This is a genomic window from Terrabacter sp. BE26, assembly GCF_041941675.1.
GTDB lineage: Bacteria > Actinomycetota > Actinomycetes > Actinomycetales > Dermatophilaceae > Terrabacter.
On sequence record NZ_CP090122.1, the window covers coordinates 3,706,863 to 3,732,748 of the forward strand.

Consider the following 25,886-nt stretch of genomic DNA (forward strand, 5'->3'; position numbering starts at 1 on the left):
TCCGGCAGCACGGAGGCCCGGAGGTCACGACACGGTCACTGATCGTGGCTTATTGATGACCCCAGCGCGGATTACGGCCTAGTCTCCGTCACATCCCTCGACCGAGGGGCGTGTGATTTCAGGAGGACATCCGTGCGTTCTACCCTCAAGTTCGCTGTGCCGATCGCGGTCGCAGCGCTTGCCCTCGGCGCTTGTGGCACCAAGGGTGGCGAGACCTCGGCCGGCGGAGCCGGCGGCTCGGCGAAGGCGGCCTGCGACCAGAAGATCGGCATGTTCGGTGCCCTCACCGGGCCGAACGCCAACCTGGGCATCTACATCCAGAACGGCGTCAACCTGGCTCTCGACGACTACAACAAGAAGCACCCGGACTGCAAGGTCACCCTCGAGAACTACGACTCCCAGGGCGACCCCACCCAGGCGCCGGCCCTGGCCAAGAAGGCCATCGACGACAAGAAGGTCGTCGGCATCGTCGGCCCCGCCTTCTCGGGTGAGTCCAAGGCGGCCGACCCGGCGTTCAACGAGGCCGGTCTGGTCACGATCACGCCGTCGGCCACCAACCCCAAGCTCGCGGACAACGGGTGGAAGACCTTCTTCCGCGTCCTCGGCAACGACGCCACGCAGGGCCCCGCCGCCGCGAAGTACATCAAGGACACGCTGAAGGCCAACAAGCCGTTCGTCATCGACGACGCCTCCGAGTACGGCAAGGGACTGGCCGACATCGTCCGCCAGGACCTCGGTTCGGCCGTCGTCGGCAACGACACCGTCCAGCAGAAGCAGACGGACTTCAGCGCGTCGGTCACGAAGGTGAAGTCGTCCGGCGCCGACGCCCTCTTCTACGGTGGCTACGCCCCCGAGGCGGCTCCGCTGGTCAAGCAGCTGCGTGACGGCGGCTGGAAGGGCACGTTCGTCGCAGCTGACGGCGTCAAGGACCAGTCCTTCATCGACAACGCCGGCCCCGCGGCTGACGGTGCGATCGTGACGTGCCCGTGCGTGCCGGCCGACATCGCACCGGACTTCGCCAAGGCGTACAAGGCGAAGTACAACCAGGACCCCAACACCTACTCGGGTGAGGGCTACGACGCCGCGACGATCCTGCTCGACGGCATCGCCGCCGGCAAGGACCGCAGCAGCATGGTCGACTTCGTCAAGTCCTACGACAAGAAGGGCGTGACGAAGCAGCTGAAGTTCGACCCCAAGGGCGAGTCGTCCGACATCAAGGTCTTCGCCTACAAGGTGCAGGGCGGGAAGTTCGTGTCCGCCGGGGAGATCAAGTAAGCCAGTCGTTCTCGTCGGGGGGGCGGTCGGAGCGATGCGCTCCGACCGCCCCTCGTCGGACCGGCCCACCTGATCCGATCCCGTTCACCGCACCCGGCCCAGGAGGTCTTGGATGCAGTACCTGTTTGACAACTTCTTCTCGCTGACGATCACCGGGCTCACGCTCGGCGCGGTCTACGCCCTCGTGGCCCTCGGCTACACGCTCGTCTACGGCGTGCTGCGCCTCATCAACTTCGCCCACTCCGAGGTGTTCATGTACGGCACCTTCGCCTCGCTGTGGATCGTCACGCTCCTCGGCGCCCACGCGGGCGGGAGCGTCGGCCAGGTGATCTTCTGGATCGCCATGATGTTCGTGGCGGCCATGGCCGTCTCGGGGCTCATCGCGGTGCTCCTCGAACGCGTCGCCTACCGCCCGTTGCGCAAGCGCAACGCCCCGCCGCTCATCGCGCTCATCTCGGCGATCGGCGCCTCCTTCGTCCTGTCCGAGCTGATGGGCCTGCGCGAGCGGATCGTCAGCTGGTTCGGGCTCCAGACCACCCTGCGCCCGTACGTCGCCAACTCACGCAACAACGTCGGTATGCCGGAGATCATGCACCCGCAGCCGGTCTTCACCCTGGGTGACTACGCCGTCACGAACGTCGACATCTTCGTCATCGTCGGCGCCATCGCGATCATGGTGGTCCTCGACCAGTTCGTGCGGCGCTCGCGCCTGGGCCGCGGCATCAGGGCCGTCGCGATGGACCCGGAGGCGGCAGCCCTGATGGGCGTCAACCGTGACCGGGTCATCCAGGTCACCTTCCTCACCGGCGGTGTCATGGCCGGCGCCGCGGCCGTCTTCTACATGCTGAAGATCGGCATCACCCGCTACGACGTCGGCTTCATCCTCGGCGTCAAGGCGTTCACGGCGGCCGTCCTCGGCGGTATCGGCAACCTGCGCGGAGCGTTGCTCGGCGGCTTCGTCCTCGGCCTCGCCGAGAACTACGGCTCCGCCCTCGTGGGCACGCAGTGGAAGGACGTCGTCGCGTTCGTCCTGCTCGTGCTCATCCTCCTCTTCCGACCCACCGGGCTGCTCGGTGAGTCCCTCGGAAAGGCGCGCGCATGAGTACCGCCACTCCTGCGGCCGGCTCGGCCGCCACCACCCGACGTCCCAGCTTCCGCAACCGGGTCAACTCGCTTCCCAAGGGCGTCAAGATCGCCCTCTGGGTGCTGTTCGCGATCTTCCTGTTCCTGCTGCCCGTTTTGAACATCCCGTTGATCACCACGGAGGGGTCCGACTTCGGTGGCGTGCTCTTCACCGTCTCCACGTACGTCCTCGTGGCCCTCGGCCTCAACATCGTCGTCGGGTATGCCGGCCTGCTCGACCTCGGCTACGTCGGCTTCTACGCCATCGGCGCCTACACCGTCGGGGTGCTCAGCTCGCAGCACGCCAACCTGTCGTGGATCGTCGTCGTGCCCATCGCGATCGCTGCCGCCATGGTCTCGGGCATCATCCTCGGCGCCCCCACCCTTCGAGTGCGCGGCGACTACCTCGCCATCGTGACCCTCGGATTCGGCGAGATCGTGCGACTGTGCCTGGTCAACTCCCAGTGGCTCGGTGGCGCGCAGGGCATCTCCAACATCCCCAAACCGCCGAGTGTCTCGCTCTTCGAGGTGCCGAGCCTCGACTGGAGCGGCGGTGTCCCGGTCGTCGACCTCGGCACGACGTCGACGTTCCTGAAGTTCGGGATCACCGACTTCGTGCCGTACTACTGGCTCGGTCTCATCGTCATCGGCCTCGTGCTGCTCTTCGACATCCTCGTCAAGAACAGCCGGGTGGGCCGGGCGTGGGAGGCGACCCGTGAGGACGAGGACGCGGCAGAGCTGATGGGCGTCCCGACGTTCCGGTTCAAGCTGCTCGCCTTCGCGCTGGGCGCGGCGATCGGTGGTCTCTCCGGGGCGCTCTTCGCCACGAAGGCAGGCTTCATCTCGCCCGACAACTTCATCCTCCTGCTGTCGATCCTCTTCCTCGCGGCGGTCGTCGTCGGTGGCGCCGGCAACCGCTGGGGCGTGATCGTCGGAGCGATCGTCGTCGGGTACTTCCCGGAGCGCTTCCGTGACTTCGCCGACTTCCGGGTGCTCGTCTTCGGCCTCGCGCTCATGCTGCTCGCGATCTTCCGGCCGCAGGGTCTGCTGCCGCCGCGGCGCACGGTTCGCGCCAAGCGCGCGGACGCCACAGAGGCCGTCCTCGAGGAAGGAGAAGCCAATGTCTGAGCCGGTTCGGGCGCAGGAGCCCCTGCAGGCCGAGGAGGCCACCGGGATCAACCCCGACGTGGACATCGCGCCGGCCGACGTCGGCGTGCCGGTCGTCCCGGAGGGGGAGCGGCTGCTCGAGGTCGACGCGGTCACGCTGCGTTTCGGCGGTGTGGTCGCGCTCAACGACGTCAGCTTCCACATCAACAAGGGCGAGATCCTCGGTCTCATCGGGCCCAACGGCGCCGGCAAGACGACCTGCTTCAACGTCATGACCGGCGTCTACCAGCCGACCTCCGGTGCGGTGCGCTACCTCGGTGAGCCGCTGGGCAAGCGCAAGAAGTTCGAGATCACCAAGCTCGGCATCGCCCGCACCTTCCAGAACATCCGCCTGTTCGCCAACATGACGGCGCTCGAGAACGTCCTCGTCGGTGTCGACGCGCACCACTCGACCGGCGTCGGCTCGGCGATGTTCCGCCTGCCGAAGCACCGCCGGGAGGAGGCGCAGGGCTACGAGCGGGCCATGGAGCTGCTCACCTTCATGGGGCTCGAGCGCAAGGCCGACGAGCTGGCACGCAACCTGCCCTACGGCGACCAGCGCCGACTCGAGATCGCCCGCGCCCTGGCGACCAGCCCGCAGCTGCTCTGCCTCGACGAGCCGGCAGCCGGGTTCAACCCGGCCGAGAAGGCCAAGCTGATGGAGCTCATCCGCACCATCCGCGACCAGGGCTACACGGTCCTGCTCATCGAGCACGACATGAAGCTCGTCATGGGCGTGACCGACCGGATCGTCGTGCTCGAGTTCGGCCGCAAGATCGCCGAGGGCTCGCCCGCCGAGATCCGCGACAACCCGGCGGTCGTCGCCGCCTACCTGGGAGTTGACGAAGATGCTTCTTGAGGTCAATGGGCTCTGCGTCAACTACGGGCGCATCGAGGCCATCCGCGACATCAGCTTCACCGTCGACGAGGGCGAGATCGTCACCTTGATCGGCGCCAACGGAGCCGGCAAGACCACCACGATGAAGACCGTCTCCGGGCTTCGCCCGGTGCGGGCCGGGACCGTGAAGTTCGACGGCAAGGACATCACCCAGACGCCGTCGCACGAGCGACCGGTCCTCGGCATCTCCCAGTCGCCCGAGGGCCGAGGCTGCTTCGTGGGCATGACGGTGATGGAGAACCTCGAGATGGGCACCTACGCCCGCCCGGACCGCAAGACGAAGGCCGTCAAGGACGACCTCGAGCGGGTCTTCGAGCTCTTCCCGCGGCTGAAGGAGCGCAGCAACCAGGCGGCGGGCTCGATGTCGGGTGGCGAGCAGCAGATGCTGGCGATGGGTCGCGCGCTCATGGCCAAGCCGAGGCTGCTGCTCCTCGACGAGCCGTCGATGGGGCTCGCGCCGAAGCTCATCCAGCAGATCTTCGACATCGTCACGGAGATCAACAGCCAGGGCACCACGGTGCTGCTCGTCGAGCAGAACGCGGCCCAGGCGCTCAAGCGGTCGCACCGCGCCTACATCCTCGAGACGGGGGAGATCGTCCGTGAGGGCTCGGGCAAGGAGCTCGCCGACGACCCCGCGGTCAAGGCTGCCTACCTCGGCGGCGACGTGTAGGAGCGGAGCTGCCCACATGGGCAAAGGTACGGAATCCGAAGGTGGGGTGTCCCGACGACGTCGGGACACCCCATCCTCGTCCCGGGAGGCCTACTGCTTCCTCTTCCGCCCGAGGCTCTATGGTCGTAGTGTTCGCCGGGTGATCTCGGGGCTGGAACAGGAGGGATGATGGGTCGAGCAGTGGTTTCGGTGCGACGGGTCGAGGAGAGCCTGCACCCGCAGTTCATCGAGCTGTGGATCGCGCACCGGATCGAGGGTGGCACCACCCCTGAGGCGGCACAGCGTCTGGCGCTGGACGGGACGTTGCGAAACGCCTTGAGCCGCAACGACATCTCCGCCTTCATCGCGTTCGTCGACGATCGTCCGGCTGGCTACGTCGTGCTCGCCGACTCCACCCGCAGCCTGCTGGTCGACTCGCCGTGCGTCTCCATCGACATGCTCTTCGTCCACTCGGAGCTGCGTCGTCAGGGCGTCGGGCGGGCCCTGCTGACCGCGGCCAGCCGCTACGCGGACCGCCAGGGTTGCGAGCACCTGGCCAGTGCGGTTCCCGCAGGTGACCGCGAAGCCAACCGGTTCTTCGCCCGACTGGGCTTCGCTCCCGAGACCGTGCGCCGGGTCGCGTCGGCCGCCACGCTCCAGCGCAAGCTGGCGGGTGAGCCGCGCTCGCACCGCGTGTCGCTCGACCTGCTCCAGCGACGTCGCGACCTTCGTGCGCGGGCGCCGCGGCACGACCCCAAGATCGCCGGCTGACGGGCTCGTCGGAGGCCCGGGCCGAGCTCTCCTCTGCCCGGGCTCAGGCCGTCTGTTCGACTCAGGCCCCCGGGGCGGCGTCGCGGAGCAGGCAGGTGATCCGCGAGGTGCAGATGCGCTTGCCGTCCTCGTCGGTGACGACCACGTCGTAGCTCACGAGCGTCCGGCCGGCGCTGAGCAGCGTCGCCGTGCCCGTGACCGTGCCCGTGCGGGCGGCGCGGTGGTGCGTGGCGTTGATGTCGAGCCCGACGGCGACGCGGCCGGCTCCCGCGTGGAGCTGGGCGCCGATCGAGCCGAGCGTCTCGGCGAGCACGACGCTGGCGCCCCCGTGGAGCAGGCCGTAGGGCTGGGTGTTGCCCGCCACCGGCATCGTGGCCACGAGGCGCTCGGGGGAGACCTCCGTGAGCTCGATGTGCATCCGTTCGAGCAGCGTGCCCGCCGCCATCGAGCGCATGTCCTCGAGGGTCTGCCCGGTCGCCTGTGTCGAAGAGCCAGTCGATGAAGTCATGGGCGCGATCGTATGCCGCGGCGCCGGGCGCCCGTGCGCGGCCGCGCGCGAGCTCGGGGTGACTCCCGGCTCGTGGCCGGCCCGTGGTTGGAGACCGGACGGCATACGCCCGAAGCCCTGTCGGTGGCCTGTCGGGACTCCGTCCCGAGGTGCGGCCGAGCGGTGTCCGCGGCCGCCACTAGGCTTCCGGTGTGAGCCGACTCCTCCTCCTCGACGGACACTCGCTGGCCTACCGCGCGTTCTTCGCGCTGCCTGCCGAGAACTTCTCGACCAGCACCGGCCAGCACACCAACGCCGTCTACGGCTTCACGTCGATGCTGATCAACATGCTGCGCGACGAGGAGCCCACGCACGTGGCCGTGGCCTTCGACAAGGCGCGACACTCCTTCCGCACGGAGGAGTACTCCGAGTACAAGGCCGGCCGGGCCCGCACGCCCGACGAGTTCGCGGGGCAGATCCCGCTGGTCAAGGAGGTGCTCGACGCATTGCGCATCAAGCACCTCGAGCTCGACGGCTACGAGGCCGACGACATCATCGCGACGATCGCCACCCAGGCCGAGGCCGCCGGCGTGGACACGCTCATCTGCTCGGGCGACCGCGACACCTTCCAGCTCGTGTCCGACCAGGTCAGGATCCTCTACCCCGTGCGCGGGGTGTCCGAGGTGTGGCGGATGGGTCCTGCCGAGGTGCAGGAGAAGTACGGCGTGCCCCCGGGCCGCTACAGCGACCTTGCCGCCATGGTGGGGGAGTCGTCCGACAACCTGCCCGGCGTGCCGGGCGTCGGTCCCAAGACCGCCGCCAAGTGGATCACCCAGTACGGCAACCTCGACGGCATCGTGGCGAACATCGACAAGATCACGGGCAAGGCGGGCCAGGCCCTGCGCGACCACCTCGACCAGGTGCTGCGCAACCGCCGGCTCAACCAGCTCGTCAAGGACAGCCCGGTCGGGTTCGACATCGAGGACCTGCGCCGCACCCAGTGGAGCCGCGAGGAGGTCCACACCGTCTTCGACGGCCTGGAGTTCCGTGTGCTGCGCGACCGGCTCTTCGCCACGGTCGAGGCGGCAGCGCCTGAGGCCGAGGAGGGCTTCGACGTCGACGGTGCGGTGCTGACGCCCGAGCAGGTTCCGGCGTGGGTGGCCGAGCACCTCGCCTCCGACCAGCGGGCCGGCCTGTCGGTCATGGGCACGTGGGCGCGAGGCACCGGAGACGCCACGGCCCTGGCCGTCGCGGCAGGCGACGGCAGTGCCGCGTGGATCGACCTCCAGACGTTGACGCCCGAGGGTGAGGCCTCGATCGGTGGCTGGCTCGAGGACAGCTCCCGCCCCAAGGCGATGCACGACGCCAAGGGCCCGGTCGAGGCCCTCGGCGCGCGGGGCTGGTGGGTGCAGGGCCTCACGAGCGACACCCAGCTCGCTGCCTACCTCGTCAAGCCCGACCAGCGCACCTACCACCTCGACGACCTCGTGCTGCGCAACCTGCGCCGCGAGCTGAGCGGCGCCGCAACGACCGACGGCCAGGGCATGCTGGACTTCGGCGGTGACGCCGACGAGCAGGCGGCCCACAAGGAGATGGTGCGGGCCACCGCCGTTCGAGACCTCGCCGAGGTGCTCGACGAGCAGGTTGCGGCCACCGGCGGAGCCGAGCTGCTCGCCGAGGTCGAGATCCCCCTCGTCGACGTGCTGGCCCGGATGGAGCGCACCGGAATCGCCGTCGACGCCGACGGACTGGACACGCTCGAGGGTGACTTCGCGACCAAGGTGGCCGAGGCGCAGCAGGACGCCTGGGACGCGATCGGCGGCGAACAGATCAACCTCGGTTCGCCCAAGCAGCTGCAGGAGGTGCTCTTCGGCACCCTCGCCATGCCGAAGACGAAGAAGACGAAGACCGGCTACACCACCGACGCCGACGCCCTGAACGACCTCTTCGTCAAGACGGAGCACCCCTTCCTCGAGGCGCTGCTGCGCCATCGCGACGCCGCCCGGCTGCGCGTCACGGTCGAGGGGCTGCAGAAGTCGGTGGCCGACGATGGCCGCATCCACACGACCTACCTGCAGACCATCGCGGCGACGGGGCGCCTCAGCTCCACCGAGCCCAACCTGCAGAACGTGCCGATCCGCACGGAGGAAGGGCGCCGCATCCGCGGGCTCTTCGTCGTCGGCGACGGCTACGAGGCCCTCATGTCGGCCGACTACTCCCAGATCGAGATGCGCGTCATGGCGCACCTGTCCGGCGACGAGGGCCTCATCGAGGCGTTCCGCACCGGCGAGGACCTGCACCGCTTCGTCGGCTCGAAGGTCTTCGGCGTCGACCCGGAGCAGGTGACCCCGGCGATGCGCTCCAAGGTCAAGGCGATGTCCTACGGCCTCGCCTACGGCCTCTCCGCCTTCGGGCTCTCCAAGCAGCTGACCATCAGCACCGAGGAGGCGCGGGGCCTGATGGAGGGCTACTTCGAGCGGTTCGGCGGCGTCAGCGACTACCTCAAGGAGGTCGTCGCCGAGGCGCGCGGCACCGGCTACACCGCGACGATGTTCGGCCGCCGGCGCTACCTGCCCGACCTGACGTCCGACAACCGCCAGCGTCGCGAGATGGCCGAGCGGATGGCACTCAACGCGCCGATCCAGGGGTCGGCAGCCGACATCATGAAGGTGGCGATGATCGGGGTCGACCGGGCCCTCGTCGCCGCGGGGGCGAAGTCACGCATCCTGCTCCAGGTCCACGACGAGCTCGTGCTCGAGGTGGCGACCGGTGAGCGCGACGACGTCGAGAAGCTCGTCCGCCACGAGATGGGGCACGCCGCGGAGCTGGACGTGCCACTCGACATCAACGTCGGGGTCGGCCGGTCCTGGCACGACGCCGCCCACTAGTCACCAGGGGGCGAGCCGCGGCGGGCAGCGCGGACAGGATCTAGATGGGCAAATGCTGACAGGTCGCTGTTCACGCCCTGCGAGTTTCCTGAAAAACACCTGAGCCCCCCATGGGTGACGACATCATGGGATGACGCCAACGGGGATCGAGTTGGCGTCCAGCTGATGGTGATGAATGGGGTGCCGCCATGGTTGGGTGGCTGGTTCGTTCGTGTGTCCACAACACCAAGATCGTGCTGGTCGCGGCCGCCGTCTTGATCGGGCTGGGCGTCTGGCGCGTGCCCCAGGCCGAGGTGGACGTCCTTCCGGAGTTCGCACCGGTGACGGTGCAGGTCCAGACCGAGGCGCTCGGTCTGTCGGCCCAGGAGGTCGAGGACCTCATCACCTCCCCGATGGAGCAGGACCTGCTCAACGGGGTGGCCTGGCTGGCACACATCCACTCGGAGTCGGTCCCCGGTCTGTCCAGCATCGAGCTGACCTTCGAGCCGGGCACCGACCCCCTCAAGGCGCGCCAGGTGGTCCAGGAGCGGATGACCCAGGCGTTCGCCCTGCCCAACGTCTCCCAGCCGCCACTGATGATGCAGCCCGTGTCGTCCAGCGGACGGGTCGCGATGATCGGCATCTCGTCGAAGACCCTGACGCCGATGGAGATCGGCGTGCTGGCCCGATGGACCATCCGGCCCAAGCTGATCGGCATCCCTGGCGTCGCGAACGTCGCGGTCTGGGGACAGCGCGAACGCCAGGTGCAGGTCCAGGTGCAGCCCGAACAGCTGCGTGCCAAGGGCGTGACCCTGGAACAGGTCATCCACACGACGGGCAACGCCCTGCTCGTCTCACCCCTCAGCTTCCTCGAGGCCTCGACGCCGGGGACCGGCGGCTTCATCGACACCGCGAACCAGCGGCTCGGCGTCCAGCACATGATGCCGATCCGCGATGCCGCCGCACTGGCGCGGGTGGTTGTCGAGGAGGCTGCCGGCGCGCTGCAGCTGGGCGACGTCGCCTCTGTCGTCGAAGGGCCGCAACCGCTGATCGGACAGGCCAACGTCGCCACAGGTGACGGGTTCATCCTCGTGGTCGAGAAGGTCCCCGGCGCCAACACCCTCGAGGTTGCCGAAGCCGTCGAGGACGCGCTCGCCACGCTGGCCCCCGGGCTGAAGGGGCTCGAGGTCGACACCACGGTCTTCCGGCCCGCCACGTACGTCGAGACCGCGATGGCCAACCTCCGCAGCGCCGGTCTCATGGGTGCTGCCCTGGCCGTCGTGGCTCTCGGCGCGCTGCTGCTCAGCTGGCGGCGAGTGGTGGTGGCCGTCGTGGCGATCACGATGTCCTACCTGACGGCGACCCTGCTGCTGAGCCTGGCCGGAGTGACGCTCAGCGTCCTGGTGTGGGCCGGCCTGTTGCTGGCCGTGGCCGTCGTCGTCAACGACGCGGTGGAGGCCTCGGCCGCCACCCTGCGAGATCCGGATGCCGTGGAGGACCCGGCGCAGCGTGCTTCCTTCGCGGCCCTCGTGGTGGGGGCCACGATCCGGTCGAGCCGAGCGATGACGTACGGGACCGTGACGGTGCTGGTGGTGCTCGTGCCGATGTTCGTGCTGGGCGACCTGGCCGGTGCCTCCTTCTACCCGCGTGCCGCGGTGGCCGCGGCTGCGGCCCTGCTCGTCTCGGCGCTCGTCTCGCTCACCATCACGCCGGTCCTCTGCGTCCTGCTGCTGCACAAGTCGACGGAGCCGGCCCTGGCCCGCTGGTGGCAGCGGAAGCATGCCCGCAGACTGCAGCCAATGCTCCGCCGTCCGATGCCGTTGTTCGCCGTCGGGCTGCTGGGCGTCGCCGCGGTGGCCGTGGCCGCCGTGCCGACGCAGCTGGACAAGAAGCTGCTGCCCGACCTGCGGGAGCCGCACGTGCTGGTCCGCTGGGACGGCCCACCGGGAACTGCGCTGCCGGAGATGACTCGCATCGGGGCACGCGTGAGCGACGAGCTGCGAGGCGTCCCGGGAGTGGTGAACGTCGGATCGCACTTCGGTCGCGCCGTCACCTCGGACCAGGCGGTGGGGGCGAACGCCGGCATGGTGTGGGCCAGCATCTCGCCCGAGGCGGACTACGACCGAACCGTCGAGGCGATCGAGGACGTGGTAGCCGGCTACCCGGGCCTGGACCGCCAGCTGATCACGTACTCGAACCAGCGGGTCGACTCCATCGCGACCAGCGACGCTGCGCCGGTCACCGTTCGCGTCTACGGCGAGGACCTGACCGTGCTGCAGCAGAAGGCAGAAGAGGTGCGCGCTGCCATCGCGGACGTCGAGGGCGTCCAGGCCGGACGGGTGTCCTCCGCCCCTGCCGAGCCCACCATCCTCGTCGAGGTCGACCTCGCGAAGGCCAAGAACCACGGGGTGAAGCCGGGTGACGTGCGGCGGGCCGCCACCACCTTGCTCGCCGGGATCCAGGTCGGCAGCATCTTCGACAACAACAAGGTCTTCGACGTCGTGGTCTGGAGCCGGCCCGAGGCCCGCCAGAATCTCACCGACGTGCGCAACCTGCTGATCGACACGCCTGCCGATGGGCACGTCCGGCTGGGCGACGTGGCCGACGTGAAGGTGGCGGCAACGCCGAACACCATCACCCATGACGGCGTCTCTCGCAGGGTGGACGTCACGGCGCAGGTGAGTGGCCGTGACCTGGACGCCGTGCTCGCCGACGTCCGGAACCGGCTGCAGGGCGTGGATTTCCCGCTCGAGTACCACGCAGAGGTGCTCCAGGACGTGTCGCAGCAGCGCGCCGACCAGCGCGCGGCCGCACTCGTCGGTGCTTTTGCGGCGCTGGGTGTTTTCCTCCTGCTCCAGTCGGCGTTCGGAAGCTGGCGGCTGGCCCTGGTCGGCCTGCTCGCCCTGCCGCTCTCCCTGTCCGGCGGTCTGCTGGTGGCGTGGCTGGGCGGGGGCGTCCTCACGCTGTCGAGCGTCCTGGGCCTGGTCGGTGTGGTGGCGCTCGCGGTCCGGGCCATGATCGCGCTGTTCCTGGCGCTCGAGCGGCTGCGGGGCGAGGGCGCCCTGACCGGGGCAGAGCTGGTCGGCCGGGCCACCCGCGAGCGGGTGCTCCCGACGATGGCGACGGTCGTCACCACCGTCCTTGCCCTGCTGCCGTTGCTCGTACTCGGACCGCGTGCCGGTCTGGAGGTCCTGAGGCCCCTGGCGGGCGTGCTCGTCGGTGGTCTGCTCAGCACGGCGCTCGTCGCACTGTTCCTGCTGCCGGCGCTCTTCCTGCGCTTCGCGCCCACCCGTCCAGCACGGACGCCTCACGATGCCGGGCCGTCGGCGACGGCCGACGCGCTCACACCCGGTGCCTGACCCCTGATCTCGCGTAGAGGAGCTCGCCATGAGGTCACCTTCACCCCGACGCAGTGTCGCGGCGGCGTTCACCATCGGCCTGACCGGCCTCGCCCTCGTCTCCGGCTGCAGCGAGCCATCGGCAGAGGCGTCCGGCGGCGGCGCCGGCCCGGTCAGCGTGGCCACACAGGACGGCAAGCCGCCTCGAATCACGTTGACCCCCAAGGCCGCTCAGAGGCTTGGGATCAGAACGGAGCCCGCCACGTCAGCGCCTCAGGGCGGCACCCGGGTGCCGGCGGCAGCGATCCTGTACTCCCCTGACGGGAAGACGTTCGTCTACACCAACCCGGAGGGCAACGTCTTCGTGCCCTCGCCGGTGGTAGTGGTCGACATCCTCGGCGACACCGCCCGACTGTCGTCCGGCCCGGTCGCCGGCACGAAGGTCGTGACGGTCGCGGCTGCAGAGCTCTACGGCGCCGAGACGGGTCTCGGCGCCGGACACTGACCCACCACGCCGCCACCGGCGACGGCGCATTCCCGACGGGGAGGCCAGACCATGATCCGCTGGATCATCACCCAAAGCCTGAAGTTCCGCTTCCTCGTGGTCGCCGTCGGCGGTGCGCTGATGGTCTTCGGCGCCGGCCAGGTGGGGAAGATGCCGGTCGACGTCTTCCCGGAGTTCGCGCCGCCGCGGGTGGAGATCCAGACCCCCTGCCTGGGGCTGTCTGCGGCGGAGACCGAGGCGCTGGTCACCATCCCGCTCGAGCAGGCGCTCCAAGGCGTCCCCGGCCTGACGACGCTACGGTCGAAGTCGGTCTCCCAGCTCTCGTCCATCGAGCTCATCTTCGAGAGCGGCACCGACCTGATCGACGCGCGGCAGCAGACGAACGAGCGTCTGCAGACCGTGGTGCCCAGCCTGCCGACGTGGGCGGCGCCACCGTTCATCCTGCAGCCGCTCTCGGCGACCAGCCGCGTCATGAAGATCGGGCTCTCCTCCGACTCCGTCTCGACGATCGACCTGTCGACGATGTCCTACTGGAACATCCGCAGCCGGTTGCTGCGAGTGCCGGGAGTGGCCAACGTGGCCATCTGGGGTGAGCGCCTCGACATGTACCAGGTGCAGGTGGAGCCGGACCGGCTCAAGAGCAACGGGGTCACGCTCGAGGACGTCATGGAGGCGACCGCCCAGACGTTGGACTCGGGGTTGTTGCAGTACAAGAACAGCTCGGTGGTGGGCAAGGGCGGATTCGTCGAGACACCCAACCAGCGCCTCACCGTGCGCCACAAGCTGCCGATCGTCGGCGCCAAGGACCTCGGCGAGGTCGTGGTCTCGGACCCGGAGTCGGGACGCGTGCTGCGCCTCCAGGACGTCGCCAAGGTGGTCAACGACCATCAGCCCCTGGTGGGCGAGGCGGTGATCAACGGCGGGCCGGGCCTGATGCTCATCGTCGAGAAGCTGCCGTGGGGCAACACCCTGGACGTGACCGAGGGCGTCGAGAAGGCGATGGCCGAGCTGGCGCCCGGCATGACCGACATCAAGGTCGACACCAGCATCTTCCGCCCGGCGACCTTCGTGGAGGAGGCCATCGACAACCTGACCCAGTCCCTGCTGCTCGGGGGTCTGCTGGTCATCATGCTGATCGGGCTCTTCCTGCTCAACTGGCGGGCAGCGCTCATCAGCGTCGTGACGATCCCGGTGTCGCTGCTGACGGCAATCCTGATCCTCGGGTCGCGCGGTGTCACGATGAACACGATGATGCTGGCCGGCTTCGTCATCGCCCTCGGGGCGATCGTGGACGACGCCATCGTCGACGTGGAGAACATCGTGCGCCGGCTGCGCATCGCCCGGGCGATGCCCGAACCGCCGTCGACGGCCTCGGTGGTGCTGCGCGCATCGCTGGAGGTCCGCAGCGCGATCGTGTATGCCTGCCTCATCGAGGCGTGCGCCCTCCTCCCGATCTTCTTCCTCGAAGGACTCACGGGCGCCTTCTTCAAGCCCCTCGCGACGGCCTATGCGCTCGCGGTGCTGGTGTCGCTCGTCGTGGCGATGGTCCTCACGCCGGCGCTGGCGCTGATCATGTTCTCGCGCGGGCGACTCGGCACCCGGCCGTCTCCGGTCGTACGCGTGCTGCACCGGGGCTACACCCGCATCATCACGCCCGTGGTCCGCCGCCCGTGGCCGGCCATGCTCGTGGCCGGCCTCGTCGCCGCCTCCGGCGTGGTGGTGTACCCGACCCTGGCCCAGTCGATGCTCCCGGACTTCAAGGAGCGCGACTTCCTCATGCACTGGGTGACCAAGCCCGGGACCTCCCTGCCGGAGGAGACCCGGATCACGACGGCCGCCGCCCACGAGCTGCAGGCGATCCCGGGTGTGCGCAACTTCGGGGCGCACATCGGACAGGCCCTGCTTGCTGACGAGGTCGTCGGGGCGGAGTTCGGCGAGAACTGGATCAGCATCGACCCGGAGGCCGACTACGAGGAGACGCTGGCCCACGTCCAATCCGTCGTCGACGGCTACCCGGGCCTTCGGCGAGACGTCCAGACCTATCTCAAGGAGCGCATCCGAGAGGTGCTGACCGGCGAGGGGGAGGCCATCGTCGTGCGGCTCTACGGCCAGGACCTGAAGGTGCTGCGCGAGAAGGCCGACGAGATCGCCGCCGCCATGGGACGGGTTCCCGGGATCATCGAGGAGCATGTCGAGCTGCAGCCCGAGGTGCCTCAGATCGAGGTGACCGTCGACCTCGCCAAGGCCCAGGCCCACGGCATCAAGCCCGGTGAGGTCAGGCGCGCGGCATCCACCATCCTGGCCGGCGAGGAGGTGGGCGACATCTTCCGCGGTGGCCGGGCCTACGACGTCCAGGTGTGGAGCACTCCGGAGGTCCGGCGCAGCGTCACGGACATCGGCAACCTCGAGCTGGATACCCCTGCCGGTGGGCGGGTTCGTCTCAAGGACGTCGCCGACGTCAAGGTCGCTGGGACCCCGGGCAACATCCAGCACGAGAACGGCCTGCGCCGGATCTCGATCGGTGCCAACGTCGACACCCAGGACCTCGGCGCCGTGGTGGCCGGGGTGCAGAAGGAGCTGGAAGCCATCGACCTGCCCCTCGAGTACTACACCGAGCAGCACGGCGAGTTCCTGGAGCGACAGGCCGCCCAGTCCCGGCTGCTCGGTTGGGGAGCCGTGGCCGCTGCCGTGATCTTCGTCCTGCTGCTGCTCGCCTTCCGCAGCGTCCGCCTCGCCGTCCTCGCCTTCGTCGCCCTGCCGTCGGCGCTCGTCGGTGGGGTCCTGATGGCCAAGGCCAGCGGCGGCGTGATCTCGCTCGGCTCGCTCGTCGGCTTCTTCACCGTCCTTGGCATCGTGGCCCGCAACGGCATCATGATGATCAGCCATTTCCAGCACCTCGAGCGCGAGGAGGGTGACGTCTTCGGCCCTGCTCTGGTGATCCGTGGGGCGAAGGAGCGACTGGCCCCGATTCTCATGACAGCGCTGGCCGCCGGTCTGGCGATCGTGCCGCTGATCATCGCCGGCGACGTCGCGGGGCAGGAGATCGAGTACCCGATGGCTTTCGTCATCCTCGGTGGCCTGATCACTGCGACGCTGCTGAACCTCTTCCTCCTTCCCGTGCTCTACCTGACGTTCGGCAAGAGCCGCAGGCAGCGGGCGGCTCTCGCGGCCGAACCGGCTCACTGACGGGGCAGCGCCGCCGCCTACCCTTTCCGGAGACTTCCCAGGTCACGGTTCGGCAACAGTCGCGGCATCTGCCGTATTTGCCTGACATGCACCCGGTTCGTCTGCATACTGACCGGTAACTTGCACCCGTCGACGGAGACGGGTGCTTTTACTGTGAGGTGGACATGGTCAGAAGCCTGGTCACAGGTCTGTGTCTCGCCGTCTTCGCGGCGGTCATCATCGGACTGAGCAACGTTCTCGGTCTCGACCTCGAGCACGTCGCCCTGCTGGGCGCAGCTCTCGGTGGGGTGCTGGGCCTCGTCCCGCACCGTCCCGCGTGGGGGAAGCCGACCGGCTTTCTGGCAGGGTTCCTGCTCGCCTGGCTCGGGTTCGCGATGCGCGCCGCCTGGCTGCCGGACTCGTCCGCTGGACGCGCCGTGGCGGCCTTTCTCGTCGTCGCCCTCGTGGCTGTCGTCGCCGCGGTGACCGGTGGGCGTCTCCCGCTCTGGAGCGGTCTGGTCGGTGCGGCCTCGATCGTGGGGTCCTACGAGTCGGTCTACACCAACGCGCCGTCGCAGTTCCTCAGCGAGTCACCGGCAGCCGCCACGACCGTGCTGCTGGCCGTCGGCCTCGGCTACCTCGCCGTGAACCTCCTTGCGCCGCAGAGTGCCCCGGCACGGTCGGGGTCACGTCGGCGCCGGGCGTCGGACGTGCCGGACGAGTCCGCCACGAGCGCACGCCCTTCCACCACCATCGACGACCTCGTGACCGGAGCAGCCTCGTGAGCAAGCGAACCCTCGCCACCGTCGTCGCCGGACTGGCGGCCATGCCCACCCTCCTCATGCTCGCGGCGGCACCCGCAGCCGCGGCCACCGGTGGGTCCGTGCAGGTGTCGAACACCGAGACGGTCCAGGCCTACCTGGATGCCACGGGCAAGGTCGACGTCGCCCGGGTCTACGAGCAGGTGGCCATGAAGGGCCACGGCACCGTCGAGCTGGCCAACCCCGTGGAGACGCAGAACCTGCGCAACCTCGACAGCTTCAGCGGTTTCGACGTCAAGGACGGTGCCATGGTGGGCCGCTTCGACGTCGACGGTGAGCAGCGCCTGCGCAGCGTCAGCGACTTCACCAGGAAGCTGCCCCTCGAGGTCGTGGCCACCTACACGCTCGACGGGAAGCCCATCGCACCGGAGGACGTCCTGGGCCGCAGCGGCCACCTCGAGGTGCGCTACACGGTCAAGAACGTCACGGGCCTTCCGAAGGTCGTGACCTTCGACGACGGCACCGGGCGCAGCAGCTCGGTCACCCAGAGCGTCGTCATCCCGATGGTGGGCTCGTTGGCGACCACGCTGCCCGACACCTTCACCAACGTCGCTTCCAAGGAGGCCGCCCTCGCCGGCGACGGCCACGGCGGCACGAAGCTGACCTTCACGATGACGCTCTTCGGGCCGATCGGGACGCCGATGGCGACCTTCGGCTACACGGCCGACATCGTCGAGGGCACGCTGCCGAAGGCGACCGTCGCCGCACTGCCCGTCAGCCCGCTCGACAGCCCGTCCTTCAAGGGAGGCGCCGCCAGCTACAAGAGCGGTGCGACCACCGGCGGGACCCTCGCGGCCGGCGCGACGGAGATCGACGCCAACCTGCTCAAGCTCCGCGACGGGGCCGGCACCCTGCTCGCCGGTCTGATCCAGCTGCGGGACGGCGCGAAGAAGCTCGACGCCGGCCTCGGTGCACAGGCGCTCCCGGGCTCTCGCGAGCTCGCGAGCGGCGCCGGTCAGCTCAAGGACGGCACGGCGAAGCTCCGGTCCGGGGCCGCGACGGCCAAGGACGGGTCATCCCAGGTGGCCGGCGGTGCGACGCAGCTCGCCGACGGCGCCGACCAGGTCGACGCCGGCGCCGAGAAGCTGAGTGGCGGAGCCACCCAGGTCGACGCCGGGGCGGGCCGGCTGGCGCAGGGTGCCGGCCTCCTGAACACGGGGGCGGGTCTGCTGTCCGACGGCCTGGTCGAAGCCGGCAGCAAGGCCCCAGCACTGCTGACGGGCCTCAAGCAGGTCGCGGGCGGTCTGGAGAGGGTCGACAAGGGCCTGGCGACGATGTCGTCGACAGTGGGAGGCCCGGACGTGGCTCGGCTCCGCGGGGGCCTCGCCGCCATGCTCGCCGGTCTGGGAGGCACCACGGACGGCTCCTCCCTGATCGGGGGCGTGGACCAGCTGCGTCTGCAGCTCAAGGCCGCGGGTCCCGGGATAGACAAGATGGAGGCCGGTGTCTACGGCACCAAGGGGGAGAGCGCCTACGAACAGCTCGGCTGCGCTGTGAAGGTGGTCAACGACCTCAGGCTCGGTGCCGCGGCCGGAGCCGATCCCTGCTATGCCGCGACAGGTGGGATCCGTCCGCCGCTGGCACCCACTGCCGACCCGTATCACCAGGCCGTCCTCGCCGAGCTGGCCAAGGAGCTCGGGGCGGGTCGCGCCCGGCTCGCCGACCCGGCAAACACCAGTCCCGAGCTCGATGCTCCGCTCCCGGACGACGCCACCCTGCAGCAGGGCCTGGCCTACCTGCGGGGTCGCCTCCTAGAGCGGGCGGTCCCCGGTCTCTCGAAGATCGAGTGCGGACTGAGCGCGGCCTCGCTCCCCAGCTGTGACCCGACCAGGCCCGGGCTGAAGGAGGCGCTCGCCGGAGTGGGAGACCAGCCCGGCATCATCGCCGGGTTCGACGCACTGACCAACGGTGTCATCAAGAACATCGGCGGCGACGCGGACGAGCTCAAGGACGGAACGCTGCGAGGAGGTGTCCACGCCCTGCAGGGAGGCGTGGACCAGCTCGCGGCCGGCGGCATGGACCTCCTGGACGGCCTCGGCCAGCTCTCGGACGGTGCTGCGCAGCTGAACGACGGCACGAAGGCGCTGGCCTCCGGCAGCGCGCAGCTCAAGGCAGGCACAGGCCAGCTGGCCAAGGGCGCCAAGGACCTCGGGGAGGGGACCTCGAAGCTCGCGAAGGGGTCCGGCGACCTCGCCACGGGCGCGGGGCAGCTCGACACCGGAGTCGGTCGGCTCGCGGCAGGCGCGGGCCAGCTCGACGACGGGGCCGGCAAGCTCCGCACCGGCGCGGGACAGCTCGCAGACGGCCTGGGCGACGCCGCCTCGGGGGCCAGCCGGATCTCGGCAGGCCTCACCGACGCGGCGGCAGGAGCACCCCGGCTGCGCGACGGCGCGCAGCAGCTGTCCGACGACGGCACGAAGAAGCTCGTCGCCGCCGGCAAGGCGACGGCCGCCGACTACGGCGAGAAGTACGCGCTCATCGAGGTCGGTGCCCAGCGGGCGAAGGCGGAGGGCATGGCGTACGGCGCGCCCACGGGGGCGGAGGGTGCGACGGCATACTCCTTCGAGCTCGCGGGCGTCGACGGCCAGGGCTCGGCGAACCTCGGGCGTGCTGCAGCCGCAGCCGGCGTGTTCGGCCTCGCCGGAGGGTCTGTCCTGCTGCGGCGTCGCTTCCTCTGAGAGGTAGACGAAGGCCAGACGACGGCCACGGACCCGAGCGGTCCGTGGCCGTCGTCGTCCTCGGGCACGGGTGCACGCGGCCGGGACTCCCGCAGCGGCGGCCAGACCTTTCTGAGCAGGTCAGCTGGGCTTGTGGCAGACGAAGATCGCAGTGCCGGGGATCAGTCGGCCGCGAAGGGGCGACCACCCACCCCACGGCTCCTCGTGGCCCTCGGGCCACTCCGGCTCCACGAGGTCGACGAGGACGAGCCCGGCCGCGGCGATCTCGCGCACCCGGTCGCCCAGCGTGCGGTGGTGCTCGACGTAGGTGGCGCGACCCTGTTCGTCCTGCTCGACGTAGGGAGTGCGGTCGAAGTACGAGTGGCGGGCCTCGAGGCCACCGGGTCCCGGGTCGTCGGGGAAGGCCCAGCGGATCGGGTGGGTCGTCGAGAAGACGAACCGTCCGCCCGGGCGCAGCACGCGGGCCACCTCGGTGAGCACGACGTCCGAGTCCGCGACGAACGGCACGACGCCGTATGCCGTGAAGACCGAGTCGAAGGACGCGTCGGCGAAGGGGAGCGACCGTCCGTCGCACTGGACGAACGGGACGCGCGCCGCCGCGTCGAGCGCGCCGTTGACGGCGACGCCCGTGGCGACCATGCCCGCCGACAGGTCGGTGGCGACGACGGTCGCGCCCTGGGCTGCCAGCCAGCGCGAGCACTGCCCCGAACCGGCGCCGATCTCGAGGACGACCTGGCCACGCGGGTCACCGAGCAGGTGGGCGTCGGCCTCCCGCAGCCGCTCGGGCCCCCAGACGAAGTCGGTGTCGCCGAGGAAGCGGCCGTGCTCGACGTAGTAGGAGGTCGCCTCGGCGTCCCACCACCTCCGGTTCGCGGTGGCCGTCTCGGCAGGGGGAGCGGGGCGGCGGGTGGCTTCGCTGGGCGTGCTCACGGCATACGTCATCTCTTTTGACCGGGTGCGAAGGGCGCGGATAGGATTGCCGGGCACATCCGTGTGCACGAACACCGTTCAACCCGTCCACAAGGCGTCGGGGCTCGAGCCGTCAGGTCCGCAGCCGCGGGGTCCCCAATCTAACTGTCCACAATCGGAGTTCCTACTACATGACTGCCAACACGGTCGAGAAGACCGCGCCTGAGATCGCCATCAACGACATCGGCTCTCAGGAAGACATCCTTGCGGCGATCGACGCCACCATCAAGGACTTCAACGACGGCGACATCGTCGAGGGTCGCATCGTCAAGGTCGACCGGGACGAGGTCCTGCTCGACATCGGCTACAAGACCGAGGGCGTCATCCCCTCGCGTGAGCTGTCCATCAAGCACGACGTCGACCCGGGCGAGATCGTCAAGGTCGGTGACGAGGTCGAGGCCCTCGTCCTCCAGAAGGAGGACAAGGAAGGCCGTCTGATCCTGTCCAAGAAGCGTGCGCAGTACGAGCGCGCCTGGGGCACGATCGAGAAGGTCAAGGAGGAGGACGGCGTCGTCACCGGCACCGTCATCGAGGTCGTCAAGGGTGGTCTCATCCTCGACATCGGCCTCCGCGGCTTCCTGCCCGCCTCGCTCGTCGAGATGCGTCGCGTCCGCGACCTCCAGCCGTACGTCGGCAAGGAGATCGAGGCCAAGATCATCGAGCTCGACAAGAACCGCAACAACGTGGTCCTGTCGCGCCGTGCCTGGCTCGAGCAGACGCAGTCCGAGGTGCGCACGACGTTCCTCAAGGAGCTCCAGAAGGGCCAGGTCCGTTCGGGCGTCGTCTCCTCCATCGTCAACTTCGGTGCGTTCGTGGACCTCGGCGGCGTCGACGGTCTCGTCCACGTCTCCGAGCTGTCCTGGAAGCACATCGACCACCCGTCCGAGGTCGTCGAGGTCGGCACCGAGGTCACCGTCGAGGTGCTCGACGTCGACATGGACCGTGAGCGTGTCTCCCTGTCGCTGAAGGCGACGCAGGAGGACCCGTGGCAGCACTTCGCCCGTACCCACGCCATCGGCCAGGTCGTCCCGGGCAAGGTCACCAAGCTCGTCCCGTTCGGTGCGTTCGTGCGCGTCGAGGACGGCATCGAGGGCCTCGTGCACATCTCCGAGCTGGCCGAGCGCCACGTGGAGCTGCCGGAGCAGGTCGTCAACGTCGGTGACGAGATCTTCGTCAAGGTCATCGACATCGACCTCGAGCGCCGCCGCATCTCGCTGTCGCTCAAGCAGGCCAACGACCAGGCCGTCGCGGCGTCGGAGTTCGACCCGACCCTCTACGGCATGGCTGCCGAGTACGACGAGCAGGGCAACTACAAGTACCCCGAGGGCTTCGACCCGGAGACGAACGAGTGGCTCGAGGGCTTCGAGGCCCAGCGCGAGAAGTGGGAGCGCCAGTACGCCGAGGCCCACGCCCGCTGGGAGTCCCACAAGGCTCAGGTCGAGGCCGCGACGAAGGCCGACGCCGAGGCTGCCGCCAACGCGGGCTCCTCGACGTCCTACTCGTCCGCGACGGGCGACGTGGCCGACTCCGGTGAGTCCGACCGTGGCGAGCGCGCTCCGCGCAACGCCCCGGCACCCGCCGAGGGCACCCTGGCTTCCGACGAGGCGCTTGCCGCGCTTCGCGAGAAGCTGACCGGCAACTGAGCCCCCACGCTCAGGGCTGAACGCCGAGGAGAGCCCCGGACCCGATGGGTCCGGGGCTCTGCTGCGCCTCCCGGGCGCTCGCCCGTGGCGCCGTCGAGTGACAGTGACGCCCAGCCAGCATTCACGGCACGTTCAGATTCGAGTCGAAAGCACGCCGCGCAAAAGCCGCACTCCGTGCATTGCCGCCGCTAGGTTGGCCGGGTGCAGTCATCGCTGACCGAACCCCGCAGCGCCGCACCGGGATCCGGCGGACCTCCACCAGCGGTCGGCCCGCCTCCCCGGCGCTCGAGCGGCCGCGCCTGGGAGTGGTCGCTGGCGGCCCTGCTGCTCCTGCCGAACCTGGTGCTCCTCATCGTCTTCACCTACCGCCCGCTGCTCGACAACATCCGGCTGTCGTTCACGGACTGGAACATCAGCTCGCCCATCGCCAACCCGGTCGGCCTGGCCAACTACGTCGAGTGGTTCGGGCGCGACGACACCAAGGTGATCGTCCGCAACACCGTCGTGTTCACGGTGGCGACCGTGGGCATCTCCATGGCGCTCGGCCTCGGGCTCGCCCTCCTGCTCGACCAGAAGCTCAAGGGTCGCAACCTCGTGCGCTCGGTCGTCTTCGCCCCCTTCGTCATCTCCGGAGCAGCGATCGGCATCGCCTTCCAGTTCGTCTTCGACCCACGCTTCGGCCTGGTCAACGACCTGCTGGCGCGCATCGGCGTGCAGTCGCCGGACTTCTACCAGCAGCCGGGCTGGGCGCTCTTCATGGTGACCTTCACCTACATCTGGAAGAACCTCGGCTACACCTTCGTCATCTACCTCGCCGCCCTGCAGGGGCGCCGCGCCGACCTCGACGAGGCGGCCGAGATCGACGGCGCGTCCGCCTGGACCCGCTTCCGCAGGGTCCTGATGCCGCAGCTGCGCCCGACGACCTTCTTCCTGTCGATCACCGTGCTGCTCAGCTCGGTCCAGGTCTTCGACATCATCAACGTCATGACCCGTGGTGGCCCGCAGGGCAACGGCACGGCCACGCTCGTCTACCAGGTCTACCAGGAGACGTTCGTCAACCAGCGCGCCGGCTACGGCGCCACCGTCGCCACCGTCATGTTCGTCATCCTGCTCGCCGTCACCGTGGTGCAGGTGCGCTTCATGGACAGGGGGAGGCAGTCATGAGCACGTCCACCACGGTCGGCGGCACGGTTCCCGTCGGTGGCACCGACGAGGAGCGCACGGGCGGCATGGGGGCAGGGCGACGCACGCGCCGGCAACAGGCCCACAACGTGGAGGCCTCCAGCCACCACCGCGGGCCCGCCTGGACCGTGGCCGGCTACGTCGGCATGGCCCTGGTCGTGCTGGTCGTCGCAGTCCCGCTCTTCTGGATCCTCGTGACCTCGTTCAAGGAGCGCGGCGACATCTACGTGCGGCCCGCGAAGTGGTGGCCGGACCCCGCGACCGGGCAGAACTACAGCGAGCTCACCACCCGGATCCCGTTCTTCGACTACGTCCGCAACTCGGTGATCATCACCCTCGCCACGTCGATCGCGAAGATCGTCCTGGGTGTCATCAGCGCCTATGCCCTGTCGCTGCTCCGGTTCCCGGGGCGCTCGGTCGTCTTCCTCGTCGTGATCGCCGCCCTGATGGTGCCCAACCAGATCACCGTCATCAGCAACTACGCGCTCGTCGCGCAGTGGGGGTGGCGCAACACCTACCAGGGCATCATCATCCCGCTGGCCGGCGTCGCCTTCGGCACCTTCCTCATGCGCAACCAGTTCCTCAACCTGCCGGGCGAGATCATCGAGGCCGCGCGCCTGGACGGCGCCGGCCCGCTGAAGCTGCTGTGGCGCGTCGTCATGCCGATGTCGTGGCCGACCCTCGTGGCGTTCTCGCTCATCACGGTCGTCAACGAGTGGAACGAGTACCTCTGGCCGTTCCTGATGTCCGACGACGAGTCCACCGCACCCCTGCCGGTCGGCCTCACCTTCCTGCAGAACAACGACGGCGTCACGAACTGGGGCCCGGTCATGGCCGGCACCGTCCTGGCCATGCTGCCGATCCTCGTGCTCTTCCTCCTCCTGCAGCGCCAGATGATCAAGGGCCTGACCGCGGGTGCGGTCAAGAGCTGACGCAACACACCGACAGACCTCTCCACCCACCTTCGACTCCCATCACCACACAGGGAAAGGCACTCACGAATGAACGAGTTCTCACGCCGGGGCTTCCTCGGCCTCGCCGGGGCTGCCGGCATCGCCGGCCTGTCCGCCTGCGCGGGCACCGGCACGTCCGCGACGTCGGGCAACGGGGGCGGCTCGAGCAACACCATCGAGTTCTGGAGCAACCACCCCGGCAACAGCAAGCCGGTCGAGCAGGAGATCATCAAGGCCTTCGAGGCGGCCAACCCCGGCCTGAAGGTCAAGCTCGTCGACGCGGGCAAGAACTACGAGGAGGTCGCGCAGAAGTTCAACGCCTCCCTCGCCGGTGGCCAGCTGCCCGACGTCGTCGTGGTCTCCGACGTCACGTGGTTCAACTTCGCCCTCAACAAGCAGCTGGCGCCGCTCGACGACCTGCTGTCGGCCGCCAAGGTCGAGACGTCCGACTACGTCGACGCCCTCTACAACGACTACAACCTCAAGGACAAGCACTACGCCCTGCCGTACTCGCGGTCCACGCCGCTCTTCTACTACAACAAGAACCTCTGGAAGGCCGCCGGCCTGGAGGACCGCGGACCGAAGGACTGGGACGAGTTCCTCACCTGGGCTCCCAAGCTGAAGGCGGCGGCCGGCTCCGACAAGATCGTCATGGAGCTGCCCGACGGCTCGAACTACCTCGACTGGGTGTTCCAGAACATGGTGTGGGGCTACGGCGGCGCGTACTCCAAGGAGTGGACGCCCACCTTCTCCGACCCGGGCACCGTCAAGGCAGGCACCTACCTGCAGAACCTCGCCAAGCAGGGCTTCCTGAAGCTGTCGAAGGACCCGGCCCCCGACTTCACGGCCGGCATCGTCGCGTGCAGCATGATGTCGACGGGATCGCTCGGCGGCGTGGCCAAGGACGCGAAGTTCCCCGTCGGCACGGCGTTCCTGCCGGGCGAGGGCAACTGCCCGACGGGTGGCGCGGGTGTCGGCATCCCGGCCAGCATCTCGGACGAGCGCAAGAAGAACGCGCTGAAGTTCATGGAGTTCCTGACCAACGCCAAGAACACCGTCACGTTCACGCAGGCCACCGGCTACATGCCCGTGCGCAAGTCGGCCGTCGCCCTGACGGAGGAGAAGGCGTTCCTCGACAAGAACCCCAACGCGAGGACGGCCATCGAGCAGCTGCCCAAGACCCGGTCCCAGGACAACGCGCGCGTGCTGCTGCCGGGCGGGGGCGCCCGCATCGGCAAGGGCCTGGACCAGGTCGTGGCCGGCCAGGACGTCGCGACGGTCTTCAAGTCCCTCGACGCGGAGAGCCAGCAGGTGTTCGACTCGCAGATCAAGAGCAAGCTCGGCGCCTGACGCGCCCTCGACGCGGGCGTATGCCGTCCGCGCACCTCCCCGGGACGTGCGCGGACGGTCCGGAATG

18 protein-coding genes are annotated in these 25,886 nt (G+C 69.2%); 16 read left to right on the forward strand and 2 right to left on the reverse strand.

Features of this window, described 5'->3' with window-relative positions; genetic code table 11:
* Positions 1–132 precede the first annotated feature (132 nt).
* The 6 genes from LQK93_RS16895 (at position 133) to LQK93_RS16920 (ending at position 5,861) form a co-directional block, all read left to right on the forward strand.
* Positions 133–1,275: a branched-chain amino acid ABC transporter substrate-binding protein gene (locus LQK93_RS16895; protein WP_374968925.1), complete on the forward strand. Its 1,143-nt coding sequence runs from the start codon at positions 133–135 to the stop codon at positions 1,273–1,275.
* A 112-nt stretch (positions 1,276–1,387) separates the two neighbouring features.
* Positions 1,388–2,377: a branched-chain amino acid ABC transporter permease gene (locus LQK93_RS16900; protein ID WP_374968926.1), complete on the forward strand. Its 990-nt coding sequence runs from the start codon at positions 1,388–1,390 to the stop codon at positions 2,375–2,377.
* Positions 2,374–3,525, forward strand: a complete 1,152-nt coding sequence (locus tag LQK93_RS16905; RefSeq protein ID WP_374968927.1) for a branched-chain amino acid ABC transporter permease — start codon at positions 2,374–2,376, stop codon at positions 3,523–3,525. Before LQK93_RS16900 ends, LQK93_RS16905 begins: the two co-directional genes overlap by 4 nt.
* Positions 3,518–4,402 (forward strand): ABC transporter ATP-binding protein, encoded by an 885-nt coding sequence (locus LQK93_RS16910; RefSeq protein WP_374968928.1) that lies wholly within the window; start codon positions 3,518–3,520, stop codon positions 4,400–4,402. Before LQK93_RS16905 ends, LQK93_RS16910 begins: the two co-directional genes overlap by 8 nt.
* Positions 4,392–5,111 (forward strand): ABC transporter ATP-binding protein, encoded by a 720-nt coding sequence (locus LQK93_RS16915; RefSeq protein ID WP_374968929.1) that lies wholly within the window; start codon positions 4,392–4,394, stop codon positions 5,109–5,111. Before LQK93_RS16910 ends, LQK93_RS16915 begins: the two co-directional genes overlap by 11 nt.
* Before the next feature lie 180 nt (positions 5,112–5,291).
* The gene (locus tag LQK93_RS16920; protein ID WP_374968930.1) at positions 5,292–5,861 is read left to right on the forward strand and encodes a GNAT family N-acetyltransferase; all 570 of its coding nucleotides are present in this window, start codon (positions 5,292–5,294) and stop codon (positions 5,859–5,861) included.
* A 61-nt stretch (positions 5,862–5,922) separates the two neighbouring features.
* Here the strand turns inward: LQK93_RS16920 and LQK93_RS16925 are convergent, their stop codons facing one another.
* Complete coding sequence (locus LQK93_RS16925; RefSeq protein ID WP_374971533.1) at positions 5,923–6,315, reverse strand: PaaI family thioesterase; 393 nt, start codon at positions 6,313–6,315, stop codon at positions 5,923–5,925.
* 245 nt (positions 6,316–6,560) lie between these two features.
* On the opposite strand from LQK93_RS16925, the gene polA reads away from it, so the two are divergent.
* From polA to LQK93_RS16955, 6 genes are all read left to right on the forward strand, one after another.
* On the forward strand, positions 6,561–9,236 hold the full coding sequence (gene polA / locus LQK93_RS16930) for a DNA polymerase I (RefSeq protein WP_374968931.1): 2,676 nt from the start codon (positions 6,561–6,563) through the stop codon (positions 9,234–9,236).
* A 188-nt stretch (positions 9,237–9,424) separates the two neighbouring features.
* A complete protein-coding gene (locus tag LQK93_RS16935; protein ID WP_374968932.1) occupies positions 9,425–12,574 on the forward strand; it encodes an efflux RND transporter permease subunit in 3,150 nt (1,049 codons plus the stop codon).
* A 28-nt stretch (positions 12,575–12,602) separates the two neighbouring features.
* Positions 12,603–13,058, forward strand: coding sequence for a hypothetical protein (locus tag LQK93_RS16940; RefSeq protein WP_374968933.1), 456 nt, complete (start codon positions 12,603–12,605; stop codon positions 13,056–13,058).
* Between the two features lie 51 nt (positions 13,059–13,109).
* Entirely contained in the window at positions 13,110–16,244 is a 3,135-nt protein-coding gene (locus LQK93_RS16945; protein ID WP_374968934.1) for an efflux RND transporter permease subunit, read from the forward strand.
* A 164-nt stretch (positions 16,245–16,408) separates the two neighbouring features.
* Complete coding sequence (locus LQK93_RS16950; protein ID WP_374968935.1) at positions 16,409–17,008, forward strand: hypothetical protein; 600 nt, start codon at positions 16,409–16,411, stop codon at positions 17,006–17,008.
* On the forward strand, positions 17,005–19,722 hold the full coding sequence (locus LQK93_RS16955) for a hypothetical protein (RefSeq protein ID WP_374968936.1): 2,718 nt from the start codon (positions 17,005–17,007) through the stop codon (positions 19,720–19,722). The genes LQK93_RS16950 and LQK93_RS16955 overlap by 4 nt, the downstream gene beginning before the upstream one ends.
* 120 nt (positions 19,723–19,842) lie before the next feature.
* Here LQK93_RS16955 and LQK93_RS16960 read toward each other — a convergent pair whose 3' ends face one another.
* On the reverse strand, positions 19,843–20,652 hold the full coding sequence (locus LQK93_RS16960) for a class I SAM-dependent methyltransferase (protein ID WP_374968937.1): 810 nt from the start codon (positions 20,650–20,652) through the stop codon (positions 19,843–19,845).
* Between the two features lie 170 nt (positions 20,653–20,822).
* Here LQK93_RS16960 and rpsA point away from each other — a divergent pair, with 170 nt between their 5' ends.
* The 4 genes from rpsA to LQK93_RS16980 all read left to right on the forward strand — a co-directional run bounded on the left by rpsA (position 20,823) and on the right by LQK93_RS16980 (position 25,819).
* Complete coding sequence (rpsA, locus tag LQK93_RS16965) at positions 20,823–22,334, forward strand: 30S ribosomal protein S1 (RefSeq protein WP_374968938.1); 1,512 nt, start codon at positions 20,823–20,825, stop codon at positions 22,332–22,334.
* 213 nt (positions 22,335–22,547) lie between these two features.
* Entirely contained in the window at positions 22,548–23,498 is a 951-nt protein-coding gene (locus LQK93_RS16970; RefSeq protein ID WP_374971534.1) for a carbohydrate ABC transporter permease, read from the forward strand.
* Positions 23,495–24,448 (forward strand): carbohydrate ABC transporter permease, encoded by a 954-nt coding sequence (locus LQK93_RS16975; protein ID WP_374968939.1) that lies wholly within the window; start codon positions 23,495–23,497, stop codon positions 24,446–24,448. The genes LQK93_RS16970 and LQK93_RS16975 overlap by 4 nt, the downstream gene beginning before the upstream one ends.
* Before the next feature lie 69 nt (positions 24,449–24,517).
* Positions 24,518–25,819: an ABC transporter substrate-binding protein gene (locus LQK93_RS16980; RefSeq protein ID WP_374968940.1), complete on the forward strand. Its 1,302-nt coding sequence runs from the start codon at positions 24,518–24,520 to the stop codon at positions 25,817–25,819.
* Positions 25,820–25,886: the final 67 nt, after the last annotated feature.